Genomic DNA, 19,034 nt, shown 5'->3' with positions numbered 1-19,034 from the left:
TCCAGAGGCTCATCTGCCTCAAGATGAGCCTTTCCAGCCACTTACTTTTCTTCGAACAGTGGCAACAGTTGGTATTTTTTTATTTTGCGCCACAGCGTAGTTCTACCGATATCCAAGGCATTGGCCATGTCTTGCATTCTGCCATCAAACTCTTTCCAAGCCTGAACAATCGCACGCTTTTCCACCTCTTCCAATGTCATCGTTTTGACGACCCGAGTCACAGACTGCTCATCAATGAGGGATTTAATATGCTCGGGAATATCTTGCTCGGTAATTTTATCTTGGTTACGGTTTAATAAGATACGATTCACCACATTCTTGAGCTGTGAGACATTGCCACTCCATGCGAAGTTAACCAATAAATTCATGATTTCCCGGTCAAAACTCACTGAAACATGATGCTGTCGTTCAAATAGATTAACGAACCTCTCGACTAAACTGACAATGTCTTCTCTTCTCTCGCGCAGAGGCGGAATATACAGCTCATTGGATGACAGCGCATAATAGAGCTGACGTGAAAATAGGCCTTGTTCCATCCGCTCCCTGAGATTTTGTGAAGAACTGGTAATCAGTTGAAGGTTGATTTTGATGCTTTGCTGAGTATCACTTCTGGTCACAAAACCACTATCAATAAACTTTAATAGTGCAAGCTGGAGTTTCATGCTGAGTGACTCGATATGACTGATGTACAACGTGCCATTGTCTGCCAGTTCAAACTTAGAAGGTCGCTCTTCGCCCTCGCATACGCCGAGAAGTTGCTCGGCTAACTGATCGGCTTCGAAAGAGTTGCAATTGAAACTGACAAAGTCACCTCGGCAGTAGTGACTTTCATTGTGCATAACCAAAGACAATTGACCTTTACCTACCCCCTCTTCACCCGTAATTAACACAGGTTCACGCGCTTCGAGCAGCCTTCGAGCAACAGAGATGGCATGCTGCATTTGAGGCGAATGATAGTTAAGGCTGTCAAAAGAGTGTTGAATATCGCTCACTGCATTGCGCCTATACAGAACGTTAGTATGATCGACCGGGTGAATGAAAAGCAGGTTTGTGCCGTCAGATGAAAATTGATAGGTGACAACAGCATCAACAAATTGGTTGTCTATTTCGAACGTCGTTTGATGACGACGAACACTCTCCCCCTGCTCGATACTCCGAGTTACATCGGGCGAAAATCGTACAGCGCGGAGCATATTACGACCGAGTAAAGTATTTGCATCGACATTGAGTAAGGTACCCACTTGAGGACTGACATAAGATATGATTTGTTCACTATCCCAAGTGATAACGCCATCTTCCATATAATCAAGTGCGGCATTATGAGCCGACAACAGGCGGTTCATAATCTTCTGCTCGCTTAATATATGGAGCTGTAAACCAACCTCCTTCGCACACAACGAGGTTATCATCACGTTATCTCGGCACGCCGTATCGGCGTATCTGACCATTGCTATCGTGCCAATTAGCTTGCCGTAAGCATCGATAATCGGAGAGGCAATGGTCAACATATCATGAAGACCACGTTTGAAGTGCTCATAGCCGATGACTTCGCTCGGCATGCACGTTTCAATACAGAAACTGACCGCGTTGGTGCCGATTTTGTCTTCAGTAAGGAAGCTCCCTTCCTTAATCCCCAACTCCTTCATTTTTAGGTTTAACTCTTCATCACCAATGGCATACATCACACAACCATTATCGTCCGTCACAAACAGGACAATCTTTTCCCCTTCTAAAAGGTCGTAGTTATCTTCCAAAGCACGTATTGAACAGTTAATGATTGACTCAGAGCGACGTTTCATTGAAGCGAGCGTAAAACCTGAAGCAATGTGCGGCTTTGTCCATTCGTAAGCATTCATCAATCTTGCGCAGCGCTGCCAAGACTGAAAAACAAGAGAGTTAGAAAATTCGGGGGAAACCCATTGGTGTTTCTGAAAAAACTCCCAACGACTTTTACTATCTTCTAAGGAGTGCACGATAACGTTTCATTTTGATGTTCATCATTGTGGAAAATTACCAACAATGGACAACAACTTTCCTGATCGAAATCACATTAACCGCTTGAGTAGCATCACTGGCCAAAATACTCGATTGAAATGTGAGGTTAACCAATTCGAAATGTTTCATTATGAAACCAAGCAAAAGGCCATTACGTTCCAGTTAGAAACAAAAGATATATAAAAGGACCAAATAATGTGACAAAAGCATAGTTTTTATCAGCAGAATGGTTAAAACACCAGCCTTTTCTAATCTCGCTCAAAGTTCAGCACCCTAGTGGTTATTGAGACTAAGCCAAACCGACGCTTGGTGATAAGGTGGTCAGTAGAGAAAGCTGCGTTTATCGACATGCTTTCGATGACATAAAGAGTTCAAATTATCGCGAAATGCACTCCTACACTGTCCAAGTTATTTCATCAAAGTCAAAACCAATAACGACCACTTACTATCAACACCAACCATGACTTTCGACTTGCTTGGAAAAACATCTAAGTTAATGATATATAAAAATAAGTCTAATTGAGCATGAACAGTAAATTACGCTATAAAGTATTTATTCCTCCTTTTATGTTATTAGTTATCGCCGTACTGGCCAGTTTTTTAAACCTACCTGGTTTCTTAAAAGTCACGACAATAATCAATGATTGGATTTTAAATAGCTTTGACTGGCTGTTTTCAGCGGGCGCATTTTTTATGGTCATCACTTGTATCGCCGTGTTTATCTCTCCGCTAGGTAAAGTGGTTATCGGTGGAGAAGGTGCAAAACCTCTACTCAGCAAATGGCGCTGGGGCTCGATCACGATCTGCACCACAACCGCCGCTGGGATGTTATTTTGGGCGACAGCAGAACCATTGTTTCACCTTTATTCGCCTCCAACCTCATTAGCAATAACCCCAGGATCAAGAGAGGCGGCAGAGTTTGCTTTGTCGACCATGTATATGCACTGGACGTTCACTCCATTTGTTATTTACGCGGTTCCAGCTCTTTCATTCGCCTTAGCATTTTATAATCTCAGTCAACGTTTCTCGATCAGTGCTTCACTGCAACCTATATTAGGCCGCCGTTGCTCACATAGTATTGGCGGTATTGTCGATTCAATTGCAATGTTTGCTCTTGTTGCGGGGATGGCGTCTTCATTAGGAACCGGCGCTCTGGTACTCGCGAGCGGCGTATCTAATTTGACTGGCTTTACTAACGGCTCACTATTGTTGGGTCTTGTCATTACACTTATTGTCGTCTCTTTTGTCGCCTCATCGGTATCGGGGCTACACAAAGGGATCGCGCGACTCTCTGCGGTGAATACGGCTATTTTTATACTCATCGCCTTAGTTGCATTCTTATTCGGCCCAACAAAAACCATCGTTGTGAATGGCACGCATGCACTGGTTGACTATGCATCTGAGTTTGTCACTCGTAGCTTCTCTCTCAATTTAGATCCAAGTGATGGTTGGGCAAAAAGTTGGACTGTCTTTTATTGGGCCAACTGGTTAGCGTGGGCTCCTATTGTTGCCCTTTTCTTAGGCAAGATAGCGCGAGGACACTCAGTAAGAGCATTCATCGTGGTCAACATTATTATTCCTGCCTCCTTCTCACTGATTTGGATGGCCATCTTTTCAGGTATGATTTTGGAACTCGATCTCAGTCAAAATGGCATGTTCTACGCGCTATTGAATCAAAGTGGAGAGGGTGCGGTCGTCTTCGGGTTGTTAGAGCAGTTGCCCGCTTCAACGCTATTGATTGGTTTGTTTATCTTTATTGCATTTCTGGCTTACGTGACAGCGGCAGACTCAAACACTGAAGCGATTTCGTCATTATGCCTAGAGACACAAGCAACAGAAGAGAACGCAAGTCCACTAAAGTCAAAACTAAAAATCTTGTGGGGAACCATTATTGCGCTCATTGCTTGGTTCATGACCGCCTTCTCAGGGATTGATGGCATCAAAATGATGTCCACACTCGGCGGATTACCCGCACTGTTTGTTGTGCTGGCGATGAATCTCTCCCTTATCACTTGGTTGTTCAAAAGTTTTCGACCTTCAAACAGTAAGTCATCAGCTCTTTCATCAGGGCAAACTTACTGTCAATAACAGCTTTGATGCGGCTTGAGGGAAACTTCAAGCTCGCATTCTCGCCCTTATCCTCACTCGAAATGTTACCTTGGTTGCAAATTTCCGACGCCAAGCTGGGAGATTAGACCAGTAAATTGCTGCGATTTGCGCTGAATTAGCTATAATCTGGGTCTATTTCAAAGATTCGCTACTTTTTCAACCGAATTTAGTAGGCTGAATCCGCGATAATATGGGAATATTCCAATTCATCTCATGAAGTAGGAAGATAGCAGCACAATGACAGCAAACTCACGCATTCTTGTCTTAAATGGTCCAAATCTAAACCTATTAGGTCTACGTGAACCGGCACATTACGGTTCTTCTACCTTAGCGCAGATTATCGACACATTAACCGAACAAGCTCATGACGCAGGTGTAACGCTAAAACATCTGCAATCTAATCGTGAATATGAGTTGATCGAAGCGATTCATGCCGCCTACAACCAGGTGGATTTTATCATCATCAACCCTGCCGCTTTTACCCACACCAGTGTGGCGTTAAGAGACGCACTGCTTGGCGTTGCTATCCCATTTATCGAAGTACATTTATCCAATGTGCATGCTCGAGAGCCGTTTCGCCATCACTCTTATCTGTCTGATAAGGCACAAGGGGTGATTTGCGGTCTAGGTGCACAAGGTTACCAATTCGCTCTGTCTGCTGCGATTAAACATCTGCAAGCTCAATAGCAGCACAACAGTAAAGTACGAAACACTCTGCAGTTCAGTATTGAGCTGTCTTATTCACAAGATAAAAGAGAAAGAAAAGATGGATATCCGTAAAATCAAGAAGCTTATCGAGTTAGTCGAAGAATCTGGCATTGCTGAGCTAGAAATTTCTGAAGGTGAAGAATCGGTGCGCATCAGCCGTCACGGCGCTGCAGCTCCAGCGCCTATTCATTACGCACCAGCACCTGTCGCGGCTCCAGCAGCAGCTCCTGCTGCTCCAGCGGCAGTAGAGCCTGCAGCACCAGCGGCGCCTACAGGTCATCAGGTTCTTTCTCCAATGGTGGGGACTTTCTACCGTTCACCAAGTCCAGATTCGAAATCTTTCATTGAAGTGGGTCAAAGTGTTAAAGCTGGCGATACGCTGTGTATCGTTGAAGCAATGAAAATGATGAACCAGATTGAATCAGACAAGTCAGGCGTGGTAACGGCTATCCTAGTAGAAGACGGTCAGCCAGTTGAATTCGACCAACCACTTGTTGTTATCGAATAATAGAGGCTCTCTCTCATGCTAGATAAATTAGTCATCGCGAACCGAGGTGAAATTGCACTTCGTATTCTTCGCGCATGTAAAGAACTTGGGATTAAAACGGTCGCGGTTCACTCAACCGCTGACCGTGATCTAAAACACGTACTGCTTGCTGATGAAGCAATCTGTATTGGTCCTGCTCGTGGTATCGACAGCTACCTAAACATTCCGCGCATCATTTCAGCGGCAGAAGTGACTGGCGCAGTCGCCATCCACCCTGGTTACGGTTTCCTGTCCGAAAACGCTGACTTTGCTGAGCAAGTCGAGCGAAGCGGTTTTATTTTCGTCGGCCCGAAAGCAGACACCATCCGCATGATGGGTGATAAAGTGTCAGCAATCACGGCCATGAAAAAAGCGGGCGTACCTTGTGTACCTGGCTCTGATGGTCCACTTGACGGCGACGAAACGAAGAACAGAGCCCATGCTAAACGCATCGGTTACCCAGTCATCATCAAAGCCTCTGGTGGCGGTGGTGGTCGTGGTATGCGTGTGGTACGCAGCGAAAAAGATCTTGTTGAAGCCATCGCAATGACGCGCGCAGAAGCGAAAGCCTGTTTCAACAACGATATGGTTTACATGGAAAAATTCCTAGAAAACCCTCGTCACGTTGAAGTGCAGATCATCGCTGATGGTCAAGGCGGAGCCATCCACCTTGGTGAACGTGACTGCTCAATGCAGCGTCGTCACCAAAAGGTTGTTGAAGAGGCACCTGCGCCAGGCATCACTGAAGAAATGCGTAAATACATCGGTGAACGTTGTACGCGTGCCTGTCTTGAAATTGGCTACCGCGGCGCGGGTACGTTTGAGTTCTTGTACGAGAACGGTGAGTTCTACTTCATCGAAATGAACACGCGTATTCAGGTTGAGCACCCAGTGACCGAAATGGTGACTGGTATCGATCTCATCAAAGAACAACTGCGCGTTGCAGCGGGTCAACCTTTGTCATTCACACAAGATGACATCAAGATCCGCGGCCATGCCATCGAATGTCGTATCAACGCTGAAGACCCAGAACGTTTCTTACCTTCACCAGGTAAAATCGAACGCTTCCACTCGCCAGGTGGCATGGGGGTTCGCTGGGAATCACACATCTATGCAGGCTACACAGTGCCTCCGCATTACGACTCGATGATCGGTAAGCTGATCACTTACGGTGAGAACCGTGATGTGGCGATTGCTCGCATGAAGAATGCCCTAGGTGAAATGATTATTGAAGGCATCAAAACTAACGTGACTTTGCAAGAAAGCATCATGAATGATGAAAACTTCCAACACGGCGGTGCTAACATTCATTACCTAGAGAAGAAGCTCGGTTTACAATAATTGAGATTCAACTTACGCTAATAAAATGCTCACTTCGGTGAGCATTTTTTGTTTACGCCGCTGCGATTCGTCGATAAAAGCTGCACAATTCTGCTAAACTCTGCGCCAATTCACTTTAATCAATGTAAGAGCACAATCCCATGCCTTGGATTCAAATTAAACTCAACGCGACCAACCAAAACGCTGAACAGATTGGCGATATGTTAATGGAAGAGACAGGGGCGTTATCTGTCACCTTTCTTGATGCTCACGATACTCCGGTATTCGAGCCTCTGCCTGGTGAAACGCGTCTGTGGGGCGATACTGATATTCTTGCGCTGTATGACGCTGAAGCCGATACCAACCTCATCATCGAACAAACCAAACTAAGCGGTTTATTGCCTCAGGATTTTGCTTATAAAGTCGAGCAGTTGGAAGATAAAGATTGGGAACGCGAGTGGATGGACAACTTCCACCCTCTCAAGTTTGGTCAGCGTCTGTGGATATGCCCTAGCTGGCGTGATGTACCAGAGCCTGATGCGGTCAATGTTATGCTCGACCCTGGCTTAGCCTTTGGTACAGGCACCCACCCAACGACTGCATTATGCCTTGAATGGCTAGAGCAACTAGACCTAAGCGGTAAAACCGTCATCGACTTTGGTTGCGGCTCTGGCATCTTAGCGATCGCTGCGATCAAACTGGGCGCCGAAAAAGTCATCGGCATCGACATTGATCCTCAAGCATTGCTTGCTTCAAAAGATAATGCCGAACGTAATGGCGTCGCTGACCAACTGAATGTTTACCTTCCCCAAGATCAGCCACAGAATCTGGTCGCTGATGTGGTGGTCGCCAACATTCTTGCTGGCCCACTGCGTGAACTTTCGCCAGTCATTCAGTCATTAGTTAAGCCAAATGGCCAACTGGCGATGTCGGGTGTGCTCGATACGCAAGCCGAAGATGTTGCTAATTATTACCGTGATGCGTTTCACATTGATCCTATCAAAGAGCAGAGTGAATGGTGTCGCATCTCGGGTCGTAAGCAAGGCTAGACAAGACTTTGCGAGCTAATTGACTGATTTTTAGGCGTTTTACAAAAACAATTTGTAAATGCTCAAATATTAGTCTTTTCACGGCGCAAAAAAATGCGTAAAATGCGCGCCCTTGCTGGTTCACAGTGTGAAGACGTTTTGAAAATCGGAAATTACCAACTAAAGAATAATCTCATCGTTGCTCCTATGGCAGGTGTGACCGATAGACCGTTCCGTGAGTTGTGTCTCCGTTATGGTGCAGGAATGGCCGTCAGTGAAATGATGTCGTCAAATCCTAAGCTATGGAAAACGTCTAAATCGAAGCAACGCATGGTACATGAAGGCGAGTCAGGTATTCGCTCGGTACAAATTGCTGGAGCCGATCCACAGCTGATGGCCGACGCTGCTCAGTTTAGTGTTGAAAATGGTGCGCAAATCATCGATATCAACATGGGCTGTCCAGCAAAGAAAGTGAACAAGAAGCTTGCCGGCTCTGCATTACTACAGCACCCAGACATCATTAAACAGATTCTGCTCGCGGTAGTGAACGCAGTCGATGTTCCTGTGACATTGAAAACTCGGACAGGTTGGGACACAGACAATAAAAACTGCGTCCAAATTGCGAAATTAGCCGAAGACTGCGGCATACAAGCTTTAGCGCTCCATGGGCGTACCAAGGCTTGCATGTACAAAGGTGAGGCGGAATATGACAGCATTAAAGCGGTCAAGCAGGCAATCTCGATACCGGTTATCGCTAACGGTGATATCGATAGTCCAGAGAGAGCCAAGCATGTACTGGAGTACACCGGTGCAGACGCTTTAATGATTGGGCGCCCCGCACAGGGACGTCCGTGGATTTTTCAGGAAATCCAGCATTTTTTGGAAAACGGCACCACGATGCCTGAACTTCCGAATTCGGAAGTAAAAGACATTCTGCTCGGTCACGTTCATGCTCTCCATGAATTTTATGGTGAGTACTTAGGTCCCCGCATCGCGCGTAAGCACGTAGGTTGGTATTTAAAAGAACATGAGCAAGCGAGTGAGTTTCGCCGTACCTTCAACGCACTTGATGCAGCCGAGCTGCAAATTGAGGCATTAGAAGGTTACTTTGATTTAGCCTGAATAGTTGGCGTTTCAGCTAGGCGACAAGTAAGTTCAGCCCGATGAAGATAGAGATTCTATTTGATTAGGCAAGATTTACGCAGTCAACCACGCTGCGACGACATATATGACGGGTATAACGTTGCATCATAATTAAGAGAAGAGCTAGACCGAATATGTTCGAACAAAATCTGACTTCAGAAGCATTAACAGTAACTACAGTAACGTCACAAGACCAGATTACTCAGAAGCCTTTACGTGACTCTGTTAAAGCGTCTCTTAAAAACTACTTGGCTCAACTGAACGGTCAGGAAGTCACAGAACTATACGAATTAGTTCTCGCAGAAGTAGAACAGCCACTACTAGACACCATCATGCAATACACTCGCGGTAACCAAACTCGCGCAGCAACTATGATGGGTATCAACCGCGGTACTCTTCGCAAAAAACTTAAGAAATACGGCATGAACTAATCGTTCATTCGTTACTTATCGATAAAAGCCGGGCTCACTTTGTGAGCCCGGCTTGTTATTATCAGAAATATTGATAATAGGTCAATAATTCATCAGTTTGTGATCTCTCGCAATTGCTTATGAAAAAGTGACCGATATAATGAAAAATCACACTGATTTTTGAGCGCTCTATATGATTGATATGCAAAAGGAAGAATGGCTAAGCATGATGCTTAGAGAACTACCTGATCGCTTATTGATCGTAAATGCCGCAGGAATCATTGTCGATGGCTTTGGTGGGGCCTCTTCATCAACTAGCCTGACTCAATCCCAAACCATCAATCATCACTATCGTCAGTTGTTATCACAGCCTGTAGCAGACACGTTCACCACTCACTTAACGCAAGCACTCACTAGCGGTCAAAAACAGCAATTTCACTATGCGATGCTCGCCTGTGATCAATTGCAGATGTCGATAAAGCAATTAGAAGCTTGGGATGGGGAAGAAGAAAAGTGGTTTGAAGCCAATCTAAAACCGATTACGCTTGCTAATGGTGCTCAGTATGTGTTGTGGCAAGAGCGTGAAATCACCCAAAGCTACTTAAAACAGGTCGAATTAACTAAGCTGGCCGAAACGGACGAATTGACTGGCATATTGAATCGTCGCGCCTTTATGATCAACTTAGAGCGGGCGTTCAATCAACCTCAGCCACAAGCTCTCACCTGCTTAATGATAGATATCGACCACTTTAAAGAGATTAACGATCAGGTTGGTCATTTATCTGGTGATGAAGTCATCACTCAAGTCGCTCATCTCTGCCACAAAATGATCCGTGCCAGTGACTATATTGGCCGTTTGGGGGGAGAAGAGTTTGGTATCGTACTAACCGATATTAACGCAATACAAGCGTACGATATTGCCGAGAGAATTCGCCACGCCATTGAGTCAACACCATGTCATGTTGATGAGCACATCATTTATCCAACCGTGAGCATTGGTATCGCTGAACTGAATGGTCAAGTGTGTTCGGTAAGAGAGCTGCTAGTGCAAGCCGATAAAGCGATGTACTACTCGAAACAGACTGGGCGTAATCAAGTCACGCTATATTACGATAACCTGCCGACAATTAAGACCAACGCTAAATTGAAAGCCAAGATACTCAAAGCCTCTTAGCGTTCAATATTGCTATACCGAGTTGGGGATGGAGACTAGGCGTCGTTAGCATCCAACGCCGTCAGAATAGAGCAGTGGCTTGCATCATCATTATCATGGCCACAACAAGCATCATTGATTTTCTTTAACGCGCTGCGTATGCGTGTCAGTTCATTAATTTTTTCATCAATCACTAACAATTTAGCACTGGTGATGGCCTTCACTTCAAAGCAACTGTGCTCAGTCGCCTCCAGTTTGATTTCTAGCAACTCGCGAATCTCATCGAGACTCAAACCTAAATCCTTCGCTTTTAGAATAAAGCTGACTTGTTTTTGGTTTTCTTGGTTATACAAACGATAGCCTGACTCACTGCGACCCGCTGGCTTAAGCAGTCGATTTTTCTCATAAAAACGCAACGTGTCGGCGGTTACATTGCAGCGTTTTGCCAATTCTCCAATCTGAAACATAAACTTCCCTATTAACGCTTTCGTTACGTTTGCCATCCAAACTCGCGGTTTTTACAATTATTTTTGCGATGCCAAACGATTGCGCGAGCTTTTTTGTAATAAATTAGTTAGAATGTGCGCCATCAAACTCAGAGACTGACTTTTCATCATTGATGATGGCAAAGGTCTTTACCAAAACTGGCCAATATCTTACCTTTTCTCGATAACAAAGCGTAAGAACAAGTTCATTTTTGGCAAATATCTTTATTACGTATTAACTCTGTGACTTTGAGGAAATGGAAGCATGACTATCGCTCGTCCTATTCGCCGCGCTTTGATTAGCGTATCAGACAAAACTGGTATCGTAGAATTTGCCAAGGCTCTTGCTGAGCGTGGCGTAGATATTCTATCAACAGGTGGCACAGCCCGCCTTCTAGCGCAGCAAGGCATCTCAGTAACCGAAGTCTCTGACTACACCGGTTTCCCTGAAATGATGGACGGTCGCGTGAAAACGCTTCACCCAAAAGTTCACGGTGGTGTGCTTGGTCGTCGTGGTCAAGACGATGATGTGATGGAAAAGCATGGCATCAACCCAATCGACATGGTTGTTGTTAACCTTTACCCATTCGCAGAAACCGTTGCTAAAGAAGGTTGCACCCTTGCTGACGCGGTTGAGAACATCGACATCGGTGGCCCAACAATGGTTCGCTCTGCAGCAAAAAACCACAAAGACGTCACTATCGTCGTGAACGCACACGACTACGACCGCGTTATCACAGAGATGGATGCTAACGATAAGTCTCTAACGCTAGAAACTCGTTTCGACCTCGCTATCGCTGCATTTGAACACACTGCGTCATACGATGGCATGATCGCCAACTACTTCGGCACTATGGTTCCATCTTACGGTGCCTCCTCTGCAACAGAAAGCAAGGAAGGTGATGAAGAGAGCAAGTTCCCTCGCACGTTCAACCAGCAGTTTATCAAGAAGCAAGACATGCGCTACGGTGAGAACAGCCACCAAGATGCCGCTTTCTATGTAGAAGCCAACCCTGAAGAAGCTTCTGTATCAACGGCTCGCCAGATCCAAGGTAAAGCCCTTTCTTACAATAATATCGCCGATACTGACGCAGCACTTGAGTGCGTGAAAGAGTTCGACCAGCCAGCTTGTGTCATCGTTAAGCACGCTAACCCATGTGGTGTAGCACTCGGTAGCAACATCTTAGAAGCATACGATCGTGCATACAAAACTGACCCAACGTCTGCATTCGGCGGCATCATCGCCTTCAACCAAGAGCTAGACGCTGCAACAGCAACCGCTATTGTTGAGCGCCAGTTCGTTGAAGTGATTATCGCCCCTTCGGTTTCAGCTGAAGCGGTAGAAGTTGTAGCGGCGAAGAAAAATGTTCGTCTGCTTGAATGTGGTGAATGGTCAACCAAGACAACTGGTTTTGACCTGAAACGCGTAAATGGTGGCTTACTGGTGCAAGATCGCGACCAAGGCATGGTGAGCCTAGATGACCTTAAAGTGGTTTCTAAGCGTCAACCAACGGAAGAAGAGCTAAAAGATGCCCTATTCTGCTGGAAAGTCGCCAAATACGTAAAATCTAACGCGATTGTTTACTCAAAAGGCGACATGACGATTGGTGTTGGCGCCGGCCAAATGAGCCGTGTTTATTCAGCCAAGATCGCTGGAATCAAAGCTGCTGACGAAGGTCTGCAAGTTGAAGGTTGTGTGATGGCCTCTGACGCTTTCTTCCCATTCCGTGACGGCATTGATGCTGCAGCACAAGCAGGGATTAAGTGTGTGATTCAACCAGGCGGCTCTATGCGTGATGATGAAGTTATCGCAGCTGCAGATGAACATGGTATGGCGATGATCTTTACTGGTATGCGTCACTTCCGTCATTAGAAAAAGGTCCTAGTTCCTAGAGACGAGTTCCTAGGGATAGGAGGCGAGTTGCTAGCACCTAGCTCCTGGAGAGGACTCTCTCGGAGCTAGGCGAAATAGCAATGACTTGTCGTCATTCTGAACAGCGAGGCACGAGCGTGATTCAGAATCCATTGACGCGAATGTAATTACTAGATTCCAGATAACTCGTTCCTCGTTTCTGGAATGACAAAATTTAGTTTTAAGGAATTAGATATGCGAGTTTTAATTATTGGTGCTGGCGGTCGTGAACATGCGCTAGGTTGGAAAGCAGCACAAAACCCAAATGTTGAGACAGTCTTCATTGCACCAGGTAACGCAGGTACTGCACTTGAGCCTAAACTGGAGAACGTCAACATTGGCATTGAAGACATCGCTGGTTTAGTCGCATTTGCGCAAGAGAAGAAAATCGAACTCACCATCGTAGGCCCTGAAGCGCCATTGGTTATCGGTGTGGTTGACGCCTTCCGCGAAGTAGGCCTACCTATCTTTGGTCCAACTCAAGCGGCCGCTCAGCTTGAAGGCTCGAAAGCCTTCACTAAAGACTTTTTAGCACGTCACGATATCCCAACGGGTCACTACGCAAATTTCACTGAGATTGAGCCAGCACTGGCTTACGTTCGCGAGCAAGGTGCGCCTATCGTGGTTAAGGCCGACGGTCTGGCGGCTGGTAAAGGTGTTATCGTTGCAATGACCCTTGCAGAAGCCGAAGACGCCATTAAAGACATGTTGGCAGGTAATGCCTTTGGCGAAGCGGGCAGCCGCGTTGTTATCGAAGAGTTTCTTGAAGGCGAAGAAGCCAGCTTCATCGTTATGGTTGATGGCGCTAGCGTGCTTCCTATGGCCACCAGCCAAGACCACAAACGTGTGGGCGACAAAGATACTGGCCCCAATACTGGCGGTATGGGTGCCTACTCTCCAGCGCCAGTGGTAACACCAGAAATCCACGACCGTATTCTTGAAGAAGTCATTTATCCAACCGTTCGCGGTATGGATGCAGAAGGCGCACCCTACACTGGCTTCCTCTACGCGGGCCTGATGATCGATAAAGACGGCACACCAAAAGTGATCGAATACAACTGCCGCTTTGGTGATCCAGAGACGCAGCCTATCATGATGCGTATGGAATCGGATCTTGTTGAGCTATGTTTAATGGCGATTGACGAGAAGCTCGACGAAGCAGAATCGAAATGGGATCCACGCGCGTCTATCGGTGTTGTTCTTGCCGCTGGCGGTTACCCTGCTGATTATGCAAAAGGTGATGTTATTTCACTGCCAACAAGTGAAGTTGAAGGACAGAAAATCTTCCACGCGGGTACGACAAATAACGAGGCTGGCGATGTTGTGACAAACGGCGGTCGTGTTCTTTGTGCCACGGCACTTGGTAACACAGTTTCTGAGGCTCAGGAACGCGCCTACGCGTTAACTAAGCAAGTTAGCTGGAACGGAATGTTCCATCGCAATGACATTGGCTACCGAGCGATTGAACGCGAACAGCAGCAATAAGCCTTAAGCTTCGAGCAGCGTATAATTAAAAAGGCTTGGTCATAAGACCAAGCCTTTTTGCTGTTTGATATTTTGATTGAAGCACTCTACAACTCGTCTTCAATCAAACTAGGCTGCTCGATACAGTCATGATCATCATCAGCGAGCATCAGAAGCTGATTAACCACAATCTTGCTATTGCGTGTGGTACCCAAAAAAGCGACGTAACTGTCTAGCGTCGAAAGGCGATTCACTACAAAACTTGGCAATGTCTCATTAAATTCAACTTGGTCGTAGCTTCGTCCCGAGCAGGTCTCAAAGGTCGAACCATCCCAATAGCCCTGAATTAATTTTAATCCATTACTTGATTGGCTTTTAGTCAGCTGTGGGATATTGCGCGCTTCTTGCTGTAGCCATTGCAACTTATCATTTTTAAGCGGCAGTACCTTACCATCAAGGCGATACTGCTGATAAATCGCATCACCTTGCTTATCGAAACGCACATGAATACGGTACGGCACTAAAACGAGGTTATCTTTTAACTGCTCACCTTGGCGAATCAGCTCTCTTAGGTTGCCATCACTCCAGCGATAGTCGCTTTGATACCAACCATAGTCTCCGGCGCTGACATAGTCTCCGGCAGAATAAGGAAAGGTCGCTCGCTCGGTATACCAGTATAAGCTGGTTGCATCACCGATGGTTTGCCCCCCTGTGTAGTTGGAAAACTGCTCAAGACTAGCGGTTGTCACCTGTGATGAACAGCCAACAACAAGAGCAGTAACCAATACAGAGGTCAGTAATTTTTTCATCGTCATAAAATAAATATACGCCAAGATAGAGACTACCTTGGCGTATTATATACAGTTTGAGTTTAAAACTCTGGATTCAGTAATAAATTATTTTACTGCATCTTTAAGTGCTTTGCCTGCTACGAATGCTGGTACGTTTGCAGCAGCGATTTGAATTTCAGCACCAGTTTTTGGGTTGCGGCCAGTACGAGCTGCACGGTGGTTAACTTTGAATGTACCAAAACCAATTAGTTGAACCTGGTCACCCTCTTTAAGTGCATCAGTCACACCATCAAGAGTTGCTTCAAGAGCAGCCTTAGCTTGTGCTTTAGATAGGTCTGCTTTTTCTGCGATAAAGTCGATTAATTGGGTCTTGTTCATTAGGTTTCCCTTCTCATATGTTATCGAATTCAGCTCACTCTAAAGCATAAATGCCCCATCTGGCAAAGGTTTGTAAGCGATCTTTCGCTCTCATGACGTACTTTTAACCATAATCTGAGTATTAACTCACAATTTGTTACTCTATCAACAAACGTTAATACTTGTTTTTAACCACTTTTAGCCTTATTTATTAACCTGCAAAAGCTCAAGATGCCTGTTATTGTGGGGCTTAAAGCGAATATAAAACGCTCATATCAATAATGCACAGGTAAGAGAAGCACCCCTTCTCTTGCAAAGTTAGATGCGAGTGAACTGACATAGGACATTTATGTTTCTGCTAACTCTATACGTTTCAATTGCCATTGGCGTATCGTTTATATGCTCCGTTTTAGAAGCGGTGTTACTGAGTATTACACCAAGTTACTTAGCTCAGCTTCGCCAACAAGATCACCCTGCTGCCGATAAGCTCAGCAAGCTTAAAGCAGATATCGATCGCCCCTTAGCGTCGATTCTGACTCTGAACACCATTGCGCACACCATTGGTGCCGCCAGTGCTGGTGCTCAGGCGACTGTCGTATTTGGCAGTGAGTGGTTGGGGGTGTTCTCTGGCGTGTTAACCCTAGGTATTTTGGTGCTGTCGGAAATTGTGCCAAAGACCATTGGCGCGACTTACTGGCGTCAACTTGCTCCGGCAGCGGCAGTTGTACTGCGCTGGATGGTGTGGGCACTGACCCCGTTTGTGTGGTTTTCAGAGCAAATCACCAAACGTCTTGCTCGTGGCCATCAGCCACCGAAAATGCGTGACGAGTTATCTGCGATGGCGATCTTAGCGCGTGAAAGTGGCGAGTTTGCTGAAGGTGAATCAAAAATCCTCACCAACCTGCTCGGCATTCAAGATGTGCCGGTCACTCAAGTGATGACGCCGCGCCCGGTGGTATTTCGTGTCAATGCAGAAACAACCATTGATGATTTTCTCATTGAGCATAAAGATACCCCGTTTTCGCGCCCATTGGTGTATAGCCAATCGAAAGACAACATCCTTGGCTTCGTCCATCGACTTGAGCTGTTCAAATTGCAGCAAGCTGGTCACGGAAGCAAACCGCTTGGCACATTTATGCGCCCTCTGCATGTGTTGCTGAATACCATGAGATTGCCGAAAGCATTTGAACAGATGATGACCAACCGCCTACAGCTGGCAATGATTGTCGATGAGTACGGCACCATTCAGGGTATTTTGACATTGGAAGATGTCTTCGAGCACTTGGTCGGAGAGAAAATTGTCGATGAAGCCGACCACGCGACAGACATGCAAGAGCTCGCTTTTGAACGTTGGGAGCGCTGGAAAGAAACTCACGGCGTGATTGAGAGCCGCGATGACGATGAGGACGAAGATGAATCGGCCGCTCAAATCGAGGCCAGCCCAACAGAGGATCAACCCCTGAATCAGAGCAAAGAGCCGTAGACCCAGTGGCGAGCTTCGAGAAACTCGGAGCTCGTCGCTAATAACCTTCTAAATTTGAACCCCAATATTACTCACGCCTTCATCGCGCAACTCAGAACGCAGGTCTTTAATCAGGTCAATATCACGCTCTTCGGCTTCTCGTAACGGCCTAAAAATCGCCCACTGAACATCCCACTCAGCACAGACCGATTCATTCTGCTTTTGGTTTTCATTAGTGATCGCTTCACCGCTTTGCGCTTCTTCTAGCTGGGCAACAGTCATGACTGACTGCTGACTGACCTTATGCATGTTTTCATACAGATAATCGCGATCAAGCAGGCCGTGTAGCAAATGAGACAAAGAGACACAGGCATCAATCGCCGGGTAAACACCATAAAACTCAAAATCTTCCGAGCTTGGAATGATCTCTTCTAACTTCTCTAGCTGATGCTCAAAGTTAACCTTGGCGGTTTTTACCGTCAGTTGCTCCCAAATACTATCGATAATATCGCGATAGACTCGCGCTTGTGCAAACTGGGTGCTATCACAAAACATGGCGTAGTTTGGGTACATGCGTTCACACAGACAGGCCATAAAGGTAATCTGTTTCCAGGGTTCTAACTTCTCAAGGCGAAGTTGAAGAGGATTCTGTAGCATAGAGACTCATTGGTTGCTGAAATAGACAGCGAGAGTTTACTTGATAACCAACAGGGAAAAAAGCAAGCTGATGAACAATTTTACTCATAACCTCTACCTGATGACGGAACACAACGACAAGTACCAGCAGTTACTTGAGCAAGCCGCACTGCCCGACTTAGCGATCACCTCAGATCCAAGCCAAGCAACCATCCTACTCGCTTCACCACCCAAAGCGGCCAAGCGCATCAATGAGTTCTCGCATATTGAGTGGATACAGTCGATTTACGCTGGTGTCGATGCTCTCGTCCCCAAACTCAATCAATTTGAAGGCCAACTGACGAATGTCAAAGGCATCTTTGGCCAGCAAATTAGCGAGTATGTTCTGGGGTATTGCATCGAGCATTATCGTCACTTTAATCATTACCGCCATCAGCAGAGCCAATGTCAGTGGGCGCCCAAGCCTTATCAATCGCTAACCGGAAAAAAGATGGTGATTCTGGGCACAGGATCAATTGGCGCCTACCTTGCTCAAGCGGTCAAAACGTTGGCCATTGAACCTATCGGAGTCAATCGTAGTGGCATCCCAACGAAACACTCCCCTTTTGCTGCCACCTACCATATTCAAGAGCTCGCGACCGCCCTCGCGCAAGCCGATATTGTCGTCAACACCTTACCCAACACTCCAGAAACTCATCATATTCTGAATAGCGAGAGTTTAGCCCACTGCAACAATGTACTGCTGTTTAATGTTGGACGAGGTAATGCGATCCACCAAGCGGGGCTGCTCGAAGCGCTCAATAATGGCGCCGTCGAGCACGCCTTTGTTGATGTTTTTGAACAAGAACCTCTCGACGAGCAACACCCTTATTGGCAACAGGAGAACCTGACCATCACTCCTCACATTGCCGCCGTTAGCTTTCCAGAGCAGGTTATCGAGATCTTTGCTGACAATTACCAACGTTGGCGAGATGGCTTTAGCTTGGTCAATACTATCGATATCAATAAAGGTTACTGATGCCTTGGCAATAAGCCACCTCAATAACCGATAGAAATAGATTTAGAATATGGATAGGGAAATTCATGGATAAACAACCTTGCGTATATATATTGTCTTCGGCCAATCGCAATGTCCTTTATATAGGTGTTACTAGTCAACTTCAGCAACGAATTTGGCAACACAGAACCAGTATATCTGACTCTTTCACCTCAAAATACAATGTCAATTGCCTTGTATTCTACGAAATACATCAAACTATGGAGGCGGCTATTTACCGTGAGAAACAACTCAAAAGCTGGCGCCGAAACTGGAAAGATGAGCTAATCAAAAGTATTAATCCATATTGGCGGGACTTATATGACACTATTTAGTTACTATCACAACTGACTTCACTCCGAACCCGTAGAGTGAACCACGAAAGTCAAAGCTCGTCATCCTGAACTCGTAAAGTGAACACGAGAGCCAAGCTCGTCATTCTGAACTTTGAGGAACGAACGTGATTCAGAATCTGGGTTTACTACACTTTCGCTGCGCA

18 protein-coding genes are annotated in these 19,034 nt (G+C 46.0%); 13 read left to right on the top strand and 5 right to left on the bottom strand.

Annotation, left to right across the window (positions count from 1 at the left end; translation table 11 throughout):
* Positions 1-41: 41 nt before the first annotated feature.
* The gene (gene dhaR / locus BS19_RS10140) at positions 42-1,973 is read right to left on the bottom strand and encodes a dihydroxyacetone kinase operon transcriptional regulator DhaR (RefSeq protein ID WP_038175084.1); all 1,932 of its coding nucleotides are present in this window, start codon (positions 1,971-1,973) and stop codon (positions 42-44) included.
* 547 nt (positions 1,974-2,520) lie between these two features.
* Between dhaR and BS19_RS10135 the strand changes: the two genes are divergently transcribed.
* The 8 genes from BS19_RS10135 (at position 2,521) to BS19_RS10100 (ending at position 10,413) form a co-directional block, all read left to right on the top strand.
* Positions 2,521-4,083: a BCCT family transporter gene (locus BS19_RS10135; protein WP_038175083.1), complete on the top strand. Its 1,563-nt coding sequence runs from the start codon at positions 2,521-2,523 to the stop codon at positions 4,081-4,083.
* A gap of 258 nt (positions 4,084-4,341) precedes the next feature.
* Complete coding sequence (gene aroQ / locus BS19_RS10130) at positions 4,342-4,791, top strand: type II 3-dehydroquinate dehydratase (protein ID WP_038175082.1); 450 nt, start codon at positions 4,342-4,344, stop codon at positions 4,789-4,791.
* A 79-nt stretch (positions 4,792-4,870) separates the two neighbouring features.
* Positions 4,871-5,320, top strand: a complete 450-nt coding sequence (accB, locus tag BS19_RS10125) for an acetyl-CoA carboxylase biotin carboxyl carrier protein (RefSeq protein ID WP_038175081.1) — start codon at positions 4,871-4,873, stop codon at positions 5,318-5,320.
* A gap of 15 nt (positions 5,321-5,335) precedes the next feature.
* Positions 5,336-6,679 carry an acetyl-CoA carboxylase biotin carboxylase subunit gene (gene accC, locus BS19_RS10120; protein ID WP_038175079.1) on the top strand — a complete coding sequence of 448 codons (1,344 nt, stop codon included), beginning with the start codon at positions 5,336-5,338 and terminating at the stop codon, positions 6,677-6,679.
* A 140-nt stretch (positions 6,680-6,819) separates the two neighbouring features.
* Complete coding sequence (prmA, locus tag BS19_RS10115) at positions 6,820-7,707, top strand: 50S ribosomal protein L11 methyltransferase (protein WP_038175077.1); 888 nt, start codon at positions 6,820-6,822, stop codon at positions 7,705-7,707.
* A gap of 138 nt (positions 7,708-7,845) precedes the next feature.
* Positions 7,846-8,808: a tRNA dihydrouridine synthase DusB gene (gene dusB, locus BS19_RS10110; RefSeq protein ID WP_038175227.1), complete on the top strand. Its 963-nt coding sequence runs from the start codon at positions 7,846-7,848 to the stop codon at positions 8,806-8,808.
* Between the two features lie 155 nt (positions 8,809-8,963).
* Positions 8,964-9,260, top strand: coding sequence for a DNA-binding transcriptional regulator Fis (gene fis, locus BS19_RS10105; protein ID WP_000462885.1), 297 nt, complete (start codon positions 8,964-8,966; stop codon positions 9,258-9,260).
* A 172-nt stretch (positions 9,261-9,432) separates the two neighbouring features.
* Positions 9,433-10,413: a GGDEF domain-containing protein gene (locus BS19_RS10100; protein ID WP_038175075.1), complete on the top strand. Its 981-nt coding sequence runs from the start codon at positions 9,433-9,435 to the stop codon at positions 10,411-10,413.
* Positions 10,414-10,448: 35 nt separating this feature from the next.
* On the opposite strand, the gene zntR is transcribed toward BS19_RS10100, so the two are convergent.
* Entirely contained in the window at positions 10,449-10,859 is a 411-nt protein-coding gene (zntR, locus tag BS19_RS10095) for a Zn(2+)-responsive transcriptional regulator (RefSeq protein ID WP_038175074.1), read from the bottom strand.
* Between the two features lie 283 nt (positions 10,860-11,142).
* Between zntR and purH the strand changes: the two genes are divergently transcribed.
* Positions 11,143-12,750, top strand: coding sequence for a bifunctional phosphoribosylaminoimidazolecarboxamide formyltransferase/IMP cyclohydrolase (gene purH, locus BS19_RS10090; protein WP_038175072.1), 1,608 nt, complete (start codon positions 11,143-11,145; stop codon positions 12,748-12,750).
* 234 nt (positions 12,751-12,984) lie between these two features.
* Entirely contained in the window at positions 12,985-14,274 is a 1,290-nt protein-coding gene (purD, locus tag BS19_RS10085) for a phosphoribosylamine--glycine ligase (protein ID WP_038175071.1), read from the top strand.
* 86 nt (positions 14,275-14,360) lie between these two features.
* Here purD and BS19_RS10080 read toward each other — a convergent pair whose 3' ends face one another.
* Both BS19_RS10080 and hupA read right to left on the bottom strand, forming a co-directional pair.
* Complete coding sequence (locus BS19_RS10080; RefSeq protein ID WP_038175226.1) at positions 14,361-15,062, bottom strand: DUF1481 domain-containing protein; 702 nt, start codon at positions 15,060-15,062, stop codon at positions 14,361-14,363.
* A gap of 87 nt (positions 15,063-15,149) precedes the next feature.
* Entirely contained in the window at positions 15,150-15,422 is a 273-nt protein-coding gene (gene hupA / locus BS19_RS10075; protein WP_021707210.1) for a nucleoid-associated protein HU-alpha, read from the bottom strand.
* A 328-nt stretch (positions 15,423-15,750) separates the two neighbouring features.
* Here hupA and BS19_RS10070 point away from each other — a divergent pair, with 328 nt between their 5' ends.
* Complete coding sequence (locus BS19_RS10070; RefSeq protein WP_038175069.1) at positions 15,751-16,884, top strand: CNNM domain-containing protein; 1,134 nt, start codon at positions 15,751-15,753, stop codon at positions 16,882-16,884.
* A 48-nt stretch (positions 16,885-16,932) separates the two neighbouring features.
* On the opposite strand, the gene BS19_RS10065 is transcribed toward BS19_RS10070, so the two are convergent.
* Positions 16,933-17,520 carry a YjaG family protein gene (locus BS19_RS10065; protein ID WP_038175067.1) on the bottom strand — a complete coding sequence of 196 codons (588 nt, stop codon included), beginning with the start codon at positions 17,518-17,520 and terminating at the stop codon, positions 16,933-16,935.
* A gap of 70 nt (positions 17,521-17,590) precedes the next feature.
* Here BS19_RS10065 and BS19_RS10060 point away from each other — a divergent pair, with 70 nt between their 5' ends.
* Positions 17,591-18,517 carry a D-2-hydroxyacid dehydrogenase gene (locus BS19_RS10060; protein ID WP_038175065.1) on the top strand — a complete coding sequence of 309 codons (927 nt, stop codon included), beginning with the start codon at positions 17,591-17,593 and terminating at the stop codon, positions 18,515-18,517.
* A gap of 65 nt (positions 18,518-18,582) precedes the next feature.
* Positions 18,583-18,870 (top strand): GIY-YIG nuclease family protein, encoded by a 288-nt coding sequence (locus BS19_RS10055; protein ID WP_038175064.1) that lies wholly within the window; start codon positions 18,583-18,585, stop codon positions 18,868-18,870.
* The last annotated feature ends 164 nt before the right edge of the window (positions 18,871-19,034 follow it).

Source organism: Vibrio pacinii DSM 19139 (assembly GCF_000711795.1).
In the GTDB taxonomy this organism is placed as follows: domain Bacteria; phylum Pseudomonadota; class Gammaproteobacteria; order Enterobacterales; family Vibrionaceae; genus Vibrio; species Vibrio pacinii.
This window is presented reverse-complemented; position numbering and strand designations above follow the sequence as displayed.